The sequence below is a fragment of the Umezawaea endophytica genome (assembly GCF_025061645.1).
Lineage (GTDB): Bacteria > Actinomycetota > Actinomycetes > Mycobacteriales > Pseudonocardiaceae > Umezawaea > Umezawaea endophytica.
Genome location: NZ_JANYMP010000024.1, coordinates 158,791 through 167,575, shown reverse-complemented (window position 1 = coordinate 167,575; position 8,785 = coordinate 158,791). Strand labels below are relative to the sequence as shown.

Here is an 8,785-nt window from a genome sequence, read left to right as displayed (position 1 = left end):
CGGGTGTGAAGGCGGCCCGACGCGCACCCGGCCCGAATTCCCTTCGGCGCCGCGGACGTCTCATGACAGCAGGGGTGCTGTTCACGGTCGCGGCGGTGGTGGGCGGGGTCGTGTACGCCGGTGAGTCCAGGAAACCGCCGGGTCCCGTCCTCGGTGCCGACCCGCGCAACGCCGATCCGTGCCCGCTGATCAGCAATGCGGCTCTGGAGCCGTTCGGCAACCCCAACCCGGTGTCGGACGACTCCGGGTTCAACCAGTGCAACGTCATCGTCAAGAAGCGCGGGAAGGAGGCGAACGTCAAGGCGGTGATCGACAACACTCCCGTCGAGCAGTCACCCGTGCAGGCGCAGGACAAGGGGCGGTACCGCCTCGTGACCGGACCGGCGGGTGTGGGGTCGTGCGTGCGCCGGTTGCTGTTACCCGACCGCTACGAGATCCAGATCGAGGTGACCAGGGCCAACACGATCAACGCCGACGCGTGCGACATGGCAGACGTCGCCGTCCGGAGCGCCGACGCGGTGATCACCAGGGGGCCGATCCCGGAGCGCCTGTCCGACAACCCCGCGTCGTGGCCGGAATCGTTCCGATGGACGAGCGCCTGCCGAGCCAAGGACTCACCGTTGTTCCCCGACCGGGCCGGGATCGACCGCGCGAATCCGGAGGTCGGCTTCGGGCGCTGGAAGTGCACCTGGACCAGTACCACCGACCAAGTCGCCTACGAGTTGCGCTTCGCCCGGTCGAAGCCGTTGATCGACACCGGCGGGACGAAGTCGACGATCGTCGGGCGGTATGCCGTGATCGAAGACGTACCCGGCAAGGACCTGTGCGAGGTCGAGGTGCAGAACTTCCCCTACCTCGACGCTTACGGCGATGACAAGGACGAGGTGTTGGAGGCCACAGTTACCGGCAAGAGCCTGCCGCCGGACGAGCGGTGTCGGCTCGCGACGCAGTTGGCAACCTCCTTCTTTCCACCACGGTGACGCGGGAACCCTCCCGCCAGTCCTGGACAAGCTGACGGGCGCGCTGCTTACCCGAGGCGCCAGGAGGCGAACATGGCGGAAGAACGGCCCAACGAACTTCCGGCGACCCACCACAGCCTCGCCCTCGGCCCCAAGGAGGGGCGGACCGTCCCCTTCGGACGGAGCAGGCCGGACGTGCACGTCTGCGTCGGCGAGGACGACCTGCGCATCAGCCGGGAACACGGGGCACTCACCCACCGTGGCGACCAGCGGTGGATCAGCACACGGGGCCGCCTCCCGTTGGGTAGCACCCAGGGATTCACCGCCACCCCCGGCGGGGAGTCGAATCCGTCTGGGAGCACCGGACAGGAAACCCGGGGCTGGGGTGCACCAGTCTGGCAGGACGACTTCAACGGCACCGCGGTCGGTTCGCAGTGGGGTGTCTACACCGACCCGAGAAGCCGGCACGGCAATCGTCAGCCGAGTCAGTGCCAGGTTTCCGGCGGATCGTTGAAGCTGGCGGAGTCCGATGAGTGGAATGACGGGGAGTACGTCTGGGTGGAGAAGACCGCGGGCGGTAACTGCTGCGGCGGCTTCATGCACTATCCGGGGGATTCCCGACGCCAGGAAGTTCTTCCTCAGAACTCGGCGAGTTGCGTCGGGTCGAACCAACGGCACCACGTGGCCTTCGAGTGGACCGCCAGCAGCCTGAAAGGGTGGGCTGACGGTCGGTTGTGAGTGCGCCATTCCCGCCATGGGCACCCTGACCCGGATGCCGGCTGGCCACGTCACCATTCAGCAGGACCTGTAAACGCAAAGTGTGCTTCAGAAACCAGGTACGGGCCAGAGCCTTAAAGGCCGACCATCAGAGCACTCCAGGAGGAAACTTTATGAGATCGAGGTTCGTTAAAACGTTTTCCATGCTCGCCGCGATCTTCACCCTTGTCGCGGTCAGCGCGATTCCGGCAAGCGCGGAAACGGGATATTATTGGGCACGTAACCGCGCAGGAGACTGCCTGGACTTCTCGGGCCAGTTCGGCTTCCGAGTCTTCCCTTGCAACAGTGATAAGCGCTACCAACACCTTTATTACAAGCGGCCCTACGCCAACAGTCCTGACACCTATCAGATCAGGGGAAACCCCGACTCGGGACGCCCCAACACTTGCATCAGCGCGGGCGAAAGCAGCGATCCGGTCAGCAGCAACCCATGCGCCGCCAACAGCAGTCAGTACTTCAACATTTTGTACGCCGCGAACGGTTGGGCGTACTTTGACAGCGTCCTCCACCCTGGCCTGTGCCTGACCAAGTCGGACGAGCTCTCTGTCGGCGGATTCATTCTGAGATCGGAGCCTTGCGCGGGGAGAAACGAACAATATTGGGTGTTCCTCTAGTAGCGACCGCGCCGGGGGCGGACGCCGGCCGGCGCCGCCTCCGGTTCTCCGAGCGGCACAGGATCTTCCGTCGGGCAGACTGGGCGGGTGGACCACGACACCAGCCGTTCCGATCCGGTCGACATGGACCTGAGCCACGAGCACGTGCGCCGCCGGATGTTGACCGAAGGTCCTGTCGGGGAGTGGAACACCCTGCCCGGCACACACACGGCGCTGATGTACGACTTCGTCCGGTTCGCCCCAGACGGGACTGGCGAGACGTACCGCGACTCCCTGCTCGGCGGCGAAACCTTCGAACACTTCACCTGGTCAGTGGTTGCACCAGGGCACCTCGTCTGCGTCGTGGTGGAGGACTCCGAGGAGGAGGCCGAACCGGAGAACGTCGGCTTCCGATTCGAGGAGCAGAACAGCGATGTCGGCACGTTCTGGGTCATGCGCGACCCGGACTGGGACGGCTTCTGGAACTTCGTCCAGGCCGTGGTGCCACGACGCTCCAGATGAGCGCACGCGCGTTCAGGAACGGCCCCCGGACGAACGCGGGGTGAGGCCTGCCAGCCTCGCCACGGCCTGTGGCGCGTACTCCGGGTGCTCGGACGCGACCACCCGCTCGTAGTGCAGCCGCGCCTCGGTGACGGCGCCCCTCAGGACGAGCGCACCGGCCAGGTTGATCGCCCCGGCGACGCGGGCCTCCGGGTGGTCGGACTCGGCCGCTACCCGGAAGAGCCTCTCGGCTTCGACGAGATCGCGGTCCTGGACCGCGATCAGGCCCAGGTTGAGCCCGGCCGCCCCGGCCGCTGACGGGTCACCGGAGCCGAGAGCGGTCCCGTACGCGCGACGAGCGCCCGCCACGTCACCGCGCTGCTCCAGGAGGATGCCGAGGTTCAGCGCGGCCAAGCCGTGCGCGGGTCGCCCGGTCTCCGCGACCTCGCGGAGTATCCGCTCGGCGCGCTTGGTACGGCCCTGCGCGTGTTCTCGCGTCGCGAGGGCGATCGACAGGTCGTCGGCGTCGTCGACCCGGAAGACAGGGACGCCCGAGCCGACGGCCTCGGCGAGTACGGCGTCCACGCTGGTGTGGCCGACCGCGTCGTTCAGCCGCGCCATGACCGCGTCCGCGCCTGATTGGTCGCCGGACCGGCGCAGCATCGTCGTCAGGTTGCCCGCCGCGTCGGCGCTGCCCCGGTCCACCGCACGCCGGTAGGCCGCCTTCGCTTCCGCGACCTTCCCGAGTTCCTCCCACAGGAACCCGAGCCTGAACGCGCCGGTGGCACTACCCCGTTCGTCGGAGCGGATCAGCGCCGCACGTGCCGCGTCGACCTCACCCCGTTCGAAGAGCAGGACACCCAGGCAGGACGCGCCCTCCGCGCTGCCCTCCGCGTCGGCTCGGCGGTAGGCGTCCTCCGCCGCAGCGAGCTTGCCGCGCTTCTCGTACCGTGCGCCGTCGCGCAGCAGCGCGGCGACGTTCGGGCGTCCGCCCAGCCAACGAGGCCAGCCAACCATTCCGCCATGCTAGCGAAGCAGGGCGGAGGGTGGCCGGATTCCCGGCGATCCGGGGAAGAACCCCGTCACCGCGCGGAAACGCTGACCTATCATCGACACATGTCCGATCCCGGCGAGCTGCGAATCGGGATCGCCGAACGAGAAGCCGCGATCGTCGCGATCGGTGAGCACCTCGCGACCGGACGTCTGGAGCCGGACGAGTACGAGCGGCGAGTCGGTGCGGCGAGCCTGGCGCGGACCTACGCGGACCTGCGCCCGCTGTTCGCCGACCTGCCGCCACCGCACCCGCCGGGACCGCTCGCGAATTCCGGCCCCGGATATCTGCCCGGCGACCTGAGGGAACAGCTCACCGCCGAAGGACTCCTCGTTCTCGCCGAGGATCTCGCCGGGTCGATGACCTACCGCCGGTACCGGGCGCCGGGGCAACGCATCCGCCACCGCGAGATCGGCGTCAGGGGCGCTGTCGCGGTCTCCCGCGTCCGGCTGCTGATCTGGGCTTCGGGGGCCAAGCGGGTGGACCTGCCGTTCGACCACCACCTGTGGCACGCCGTCGAGGTAGCGGTCGACGGCGGCGACTGGCTCCGGGTCACCACCGACGTCGGCGCGTTCCACCACGACCGCTCCGGGCGGATCGTGTTGCGGCTGCACACCTTCGAGGCCACGACCGTGGCCCGAATGCTGGCGACCACCCTATGAGCCTCAGCCCGGTGCGCAGTGGCTCAGGTCGCCGAACTGGTCGAGCGTCGACCAAGATCTGCCGGATCCGCAGGATGCGGGCAACCGAGGCCGGTGGAGCAGTCTCCCGGCAAGGAGTTGACCGGTTCGCCGCGCCGTTGTCGTGAACTCAGTCGTTGTCGCCGGCGGATGGCCAAGTTGCTGATCTAGCGACAGACCAACTTGGTCGACCTGTCCGCGGGAGCACTCACAGTTCGGCGTGGGCTTGACCCGTTTAACGGACATCTGAGATCACAGGGCTCGGCGACCACTCCGGTCGCCGAGCCCTTTCGGTCACCGTGTCAGGGGCGATGGTCAGAAGCCGCCACCATCACCGCCACCAGGTCCGCCGCCCATGCCACCGGAACCCATGCCCGTGCCGCCGGAACTCATTCCTCCACCGCCCATGCCACCGGAGGAACTGCCGCCACCATCGCCGCCGCCGTCACCGCCTCCGCCACCATCGCTGCCGCCGCCGTCACCGCCTCCGCTGTCACCGCCACTGTCGCCGCCGCCCGAGGAATCGCCGCCCATGCCGCCTGAGGAGTCACCCCCCATGCCACTGGAGTCGCCTCCCATTCCGGAGTCGCCGCCGAAGCCGCCGGAGTCGCCGCCCATTCCGGAGTCGCTGGTGCTGCTGTCGCCGGAAGTACCTGGACTGTCACTGCCGCCGAAGTCACCAGTGGCGCCGGCGCCACCGAAGTCCCCGCCACCACCGCTGAAGCCGTCACCGGTCCCACCATCGGAGGTATCGCCGCCGGAAGCGTCCGCATCACCGCCGCCGAAACCACCGGAAGTGTCGCTGCCGTCGCCAAAGCCGCTGTCCGAGTAGCCCGAGTCGGACTCTCCTCCGAGGGTGTCGCTCCCGGTCTCCCCGCCGAGGGTGTCGTTGCCGGAGTACCCCGCGATGGTGTCACCGGCCGGGTCCGTGTTGCTGCTGATCGCCGCGTCCGACAAGGAGTCGGTCGGGCCGTCGTAGCCGGGATCGTCCTGCGATTGACTCCTGGGGCTGTTCATCTGCGATTCGCCCAACGGGTCGGACGGTGAATCAGTCGGACCGTCGTAACCAGGGTCGTCCTGCGCCTGGCTCCTGGGGCTGTTCATCTGCGACTCGCCCAACGGATCGGACGGCGAATCCGTCGGACCGTCGTAACCAGGGTCATCCTGCGCCTGGCTCCTGGGACTGTCCATCTGCGACTCACCTGGCGCATCGGCCGGCGAGTCGGTGGGGCCGTCATAGTCGGGGTCGTTCTGCGCCTGACTCCTCGGACTGTCCATCTGGGACTCGGCAGGCGAATCCGTCGGACCGTCGTAGTCGGGATCGTCCTGCGCCATGCTGCGAGGGCTGTCCATCTGGTCGGGGCCGAAGGGGTTCAGGGCGTCCACCGCCTCCCGCACCGACTGCTGGAGCTTGTCGGGGTCGACCGTGACGTCGAATCCACCCGCGACGCCGAACAGCGGGGAGACCCCGGCGGTGACACCGACCCGGTACTTGCCGTCCTCCTGCTTGCCGAGCCTGATGCCGTAGTCGTAACCCGGACCGGCGAAAGCCGTGCCCGTGAAATCCAAACTCAGCCCCGGGACGCCGATCTTCGCCTCGGCCTTGGCCTTCGCGCCGAGGGAAGCGTGTGAACCGATGTTGAGGCCGTCGGGCGAGACCTTGGCCTTCGCGTCGAAATCAGCACCGACGCCCACCTCCGCCTTGCGACTTCCCTCGAGGAGTCCGTAGTTCCCCGAATCCTGCACGGACGCCGTGCCGCCGATCTTCCCGTTCGCGCTGAGGCCGAAGTCGTTGATCCCGTTGAGCTTGCCACCCACGCCGACCTCGGCGCCGAGGGAACCCTTCCCCTCGAAGCCCGTCTCGCCGTTCTTGGACTTCGCGGTCACCCCGACGGTGCCCTCACCGACGACGGCCTTCCCGCTGATCTTCCCGCTCATCCCGTCCGGGCCGACATCCCCGGTGATGGTCCCCTCCAAGCCCAGCGCCTTGCCCTCGGCCTTTCCGGTGGCCGTGACGCCGTCCTTCTCGGCGCTCCGCGATGCCTCGCCAGGGCCCACCAGCGAGCCCTCGCCACTCACGCTGAAATCGGGCTTCGACTCGACGGAGACGCCGGGCTTCGCCGGAGCCGACTTCGCCGGAGCCGACTTCGGACTGCCGGCGGCCGCCAACGTGCTCATGTCGGTCTGCGCCGAGAGCGTCGTCTCCGTGGCCAGGTCCGCCAGTGAGGTCGGCGTGACCCGAACGGTCTCACCCCGCGCGTCGACCGGGTGGGCGCCGAGGACGTCCCGCACGGCCAGCTCGGTGGAGTTGTAGTCCGCGGCGGTCTGGTCGAACTGCGCGATCGCGGCGTCCTGCTCCGACTCCGTCGTCGCACTGTGGATGGCGTCGATGTTCTCACCGAACCGAGCGCGGAAACCGGCTTGGTCGCCCTGGAGCGACTCGCTCATCTGCCGGTCGACCGCGGCCTTGTCCGACGCGGTGCGCACGGCCGCCGGTGCCGCCGCGACTCGCAGCGCCTGCGTCGAGTACATGCTGACGTAGCCCGCGGGCATGGCCTTGCGGACCACGTCCTCCGCCGCGGCCCTCTCCAGCCGCGACCACGAAGAGGACGTGTCCTCGCCGGGCACCGGTGGGGCAGTGGCGGGTTCGAGCGCCAAAGCCGTGGATTCCCCCGGCACGGACTGCTCGCGCGCGGGAGGTCGACTCCCGACCACCACCTGGTGCTTCTCGTCGGACGGTTGCGCAGGCGGCCGGTCGTGCGGCCCGATCAGGTTCACGCCCGGTGCCAGGCCGTCCACCACCTGGACGACCGGGTGGAGCACGCCCGGCAGGTGGCGCGGGTCGTCCGCCCGCTTCGACCGCGAGTCCTCGGACGACGACCGCCGGTCGTCCCCGTTGTCCCGATCGGGGCGGACGTCGGTCGAGCGGCTGGGGTCGTCGGGCGCCCGGTCCTGGAAGTCGGCGACCGCGTCGCCGTCGCGGTCGGACACGCCGTACCGGACGTAGATGTTCTCCGAGGTGGTGACCTGCCCGTCGCCGCGCTTGGGCGGCGGGATCCGGAGCACCTTCGCGATGCTGTCGGCGATCGGGTTGGCGATCAGCGACGCGCCCTTGCCGTTGGGCAGGAACGGCTCCTGCCGCGCCTGCTGGTCGCCCTGCTCGGTGAACACCGAGTCGGAGGTGTAGATCTCGTGGCCCGCGACCGCTTCGGCGAGGTCGGCGAGGGAGCCGCATGCGCAGATCCGCACGGCCCGGTCGATCGCCTTGTTCAGGTCGTAGCCGAACTTCCGCACGCTGGTCAGCTCGTCCTCGCCGACCAGGCTCGTGGCGTGCGGGTTCTGCGGGTCCGCGGCCAGCGGGTAGGTGGTGACCACGATCTCGGCGTGCGGTGCGCGGGCGGCGACCCCGGCCAGCACCTGGAGCATCCGCGCGACGAGCGTGGGCGCCTGGCCGGGTGGTGACGACTTGGCCTGCTCCAGGTACTCCTCGTCCGACGCGGTCCAGTCCAGCAGCGGGCCGAGTGCCCTGATCTCCTTGTCCAGGGCCGTGTTCGGTCCGCCGGTGGTGCGCTTGGCGTTGGCCAGCACCTCGGCCAGGCGGGCGTCGCCACCGCCGAAGCCGACGATGACCATCTGGGAGTCCGGGCGGACCTGGTCGCGCTGCGGTGGGTTGACGACGCTGTTGTCCTGCCCCGATTGGGCGAAGAAGAAGTCCGCGGTCCGCGCGCCGGAGGCCGCCACGAGGTTCGCGTCCACCCGCAGCCGCGCGTTGTCGCTCCGCACGCGGGCCAGCGCCTGCAAGGCCGGTGCGGTCGCGGACCGGTGTCTCGGGTCGGCGGGATCGAGGTAGGTGTCCTGGAGGCCGTCACCCGCCATGTACGAGTCGCCGACGACGTCCACGGTCACGGTCTGCTCGTAGGTCGGCTCGGGGTTCGCGGACGCGGGCATCACACCGAGCCCGGCACCGATGAAGACGGCGCCGGTGGTGGCGACCGACAGCAGTCGCGGCAATCGCGTGCACGGGACAGGGCCGCGCGCCTTGCGCGCAGGGGTGGACATCGCTATTCCTCCTGTGGCCGAGTGTGTGCCAGGCTCGTTGTCGATCACGACCGCCTGCTCGCCGGGCGGTTGCGAGCCCGCGGTCTCGCATCGATCTTGGCGCGACCCGTTCGAGGCGGTCCATGCCGCACAGGTGCGGCATGGACCCGAGCGAGGTTCGGTGTC

Annotated in this window: 7 protein-coding genes; 5 read left to right on the top strand and 2 right to left on the bottom strand. The window is 69.1% G+C overall.

Features of this window, described 5'->3' with window-relative positions; all coding sequences use genetic code 11:
* The first annotated feature begins 62 nt into the window (after positions 1-62).
* The 4 genes from NZH93_RS37390 to NZH93_RS37375 all read left to right on the top strand — a co-directional run bounded on the left by NZH93_RS37390 (position 63) and on the right by NZH93_RS37375 (position 2,851).
* Entirely contained in the window at positions 63-980 is a 918-nt protein-coding gene (locus NZH93_RS37390) for a hypothetical protein (protein WP_259628017.1), read from the top strand.
* 72 nt (positions 981-1,052) lie between these two features.
* On the top strand, positions 1,053-1,697 hold the full coding sequence (locus tag NZH93_RS37385; protein WP_259628016.1) for a hypothetical protein: 645 nt from the start codon (positions 1,053-1,055) through the stop codon (positions 1,695-1,697).
* 182 nt (positions 1,698-1,879) lie between these two features.
* The gene (locus NZH93_RS37380) at positions 1,880-2,350 is read left to right on the top strand and encodes a ricin-type beta-trefoil lectin domain protein (RefSeq protein ID WP_259628015.1); all 471 of its coding nucleotides are present in this window, start codon (positions 1,880-1,882) and stop codon (positions 2,348-2,350) included.
* Between the two features lie 87 nt (positions 2,351-2,437).
* Positions 2,438-2,851, top strand: coding sequence for a hypothetical protein (locus tag NZH93_RS37375; protein ID WP_259628014.1), 414 nt, complete (start codon positions 2,438-2,440; stop codon positions 2,849-2,851).
* Between the two features lie 12 nt (positions 2,852-2,863).
* Here the strand turns inward: NZH93_RS37375 and NZH93_RS37370 are convergent, their stop codons facing one another.
* Positions 2,864-3,847 carry a tetratricopeptide repeat protein gene (locus NZH93_RS37370; protein ID WP_259628013.1) on the bottom strand — a complete coding sequence of 328 codons (984 nt, stop codon included), beginning with the start codon at positions 3,845-3,847 and terminating at the stop codon, positions 2,864-2,866.
* Positions 3,848-3,946: 99 nt separating this feature from the next.
* Here NZH93_RS37370 and NZH93_RS37365 point away from each other — a divergent pair, with 99 nt between their 5' ends.
* The gene (locus NZH93_RS37365; protein ID WP_259628012.1) at positions 3,947-4,543 is read left to right on the top strand and encodes a DUF1707 SHOCT-like domain-containing protein; all 597 of its coding nucleotides are present in this window, start codon (positions 3,947-3,949) and stop codon (positions 4,541-4,543) included.
* Positions 4,544-4,876: 333 nt separating this feature from the next.
* On the opposite strand, the gene NZH93_RS37360 is transcribed toward NZH93_RS37365, so the two are convergent.
* Positions 4,877-8,620, bottom strand: coding sequence for an SGNH/GDSL hydrolase family protein (locus NZH93_RS37360; RefSeq protein WP_259628011.1), 3,744 nt, complete (start codon positions 8,618-8,620; stop codon positions 4,877-4,879).
* Positions 8,621-8,785: the final 165 nt, after the last annotated feature.

Bases quoted from the DNA above. Each gene is read 5' to 3' on its own strand.
- NZH93_RS37390 (WP_259628017.1), top strand. From the start codon at position 63: ATGACAGCAGGGGTGCTGTTCACGGTCGCGGCGGTGGTGGGCGGGGTC.
- NZH93_RS37385 (WP_259628016.1), top strand. From the start codon at position 1,053: ATGGCGGAAGAACGGCCCAACGAACTTCCGGCGACCCACCACAGCCTC.
- NZH93_RS37380 (WP_259628015.1), top strand. From the start codon at position 1,880: ATGCTCGCCGCGATCTTCACCCTTGTCGCGGTCAGCGCGATTCCGGCA.
- NZH93_RS37370 (WP_259628013.1), bottom strand. From the start codon at position 3,847: ATGGTTGGCTGGCCTCGTTGGCTGGGCGGACGCCCGAACGTCGCCGCG.
- NZH93_RS37365 (WP_259628012.1), top strand. From the start codon at position 3,947: ATGTCCGATCCCGGCGAGCTGCGAATCGGGATCGCCGAACGAGAAGCC.
- NZH93_RS37360 (WP_259628011.1), bottom strand. From the start codon at position 8,620: ATGTCCACCCCTGCGCGCAAGGCGCGCGGCCCTGTCCCGTGCACGCGA.